This is a genomic window from Vibrio sp. 378 (assembly GCF_033339435.1).
In genome coordinates this window covers 1-875 of sequence record NZ_JAWOUO010000284.1, presented here as the reverse complement: position 1 = coordinate 875, position 875 = coordinate 1, and the positions used below count along the sequence as shown (strand labels likewise).

Below are 875 nucleotides of genomic sequence, written 5' to 3'. Positions count from 1 at the left end.
CGCGATCTGCGCCCTTAAGTTTTTGGTTGAAACGTTCCAACCCGCCATAGAGAACATGTTTTCAATACGGCTGAGTGCATCCCTTGGTGTATTGGCGTGAATGGTCGCAAGTGAACCGTCGTGACCGGTGTTCATCGCAGACAACATATCGACCGCTTCCGAGCCACGCACCTCACCAATCACAATTCGGTCAGGACGCATACGCAGTGAGTTTTTCACCAGATCACGCTGGGAGATTTCCCCCTTTCCTTCAATGTTGGATGGACGTGTTTCCAAACGAATAATGTGTGGTTGTTGTAACTGCAACTCGGCCGAGTCTTCGATAGTAACGATACGTTGGTCACTCGGAATGAAACCAGACAGGATGTTAAGCGTGGTTGTTTTACCTGAGCCTGTACCGCCCGAGATAAGAATGTTCAGTTCCCCGACAACGGCTGCATTCAAGAATTTGCCCATTTCTGGCGAGAGCGAACCAAGCCCTAGTAAGTTGTCCATATTCAAACGTTCGACCGCAAAACGACGAATGGATACCGATGGCCCATCAATGGCAAGTGGAGGGATGATGGCATTGAAACGAGAGCCATCTTTTAGACGCGCATCCACCATAGGCGACGCCTCATCAATACGTCGGCCTACTTGGCTTACAATACGGTCAATGATGTTGCGAAGGTGGCGCTCATCCAAAAACGTATGCGGCGTTTTTTCTAGCTTACCAAAGCGCTCGACATAAATGTTTTTAGGGCCATTGACCAAAATATCTGAAATGGTTGGATCTTCAAGCAGTGGCTCAAGCGGCCCAAGACCAAACACTTCGTCTTCGATTTGGTGGATAACGCGATTGCGCGCTTCTGAACTTAAAGGATGCGTTTGGTCTT

1 protein-coding gene is annotated in these 875 nt (G+C 48.9%); it reads right to left on the bottom strand.

Translation table 11 applies throughout. From position 1 onward, the window contains the following. On the bottom strand, positions 1 to 875 hold an 875-nt coding region (locus tag R7Q48_RS25735; protein WP_318133002.1), incomplete at both ends, for a CpaF family protein.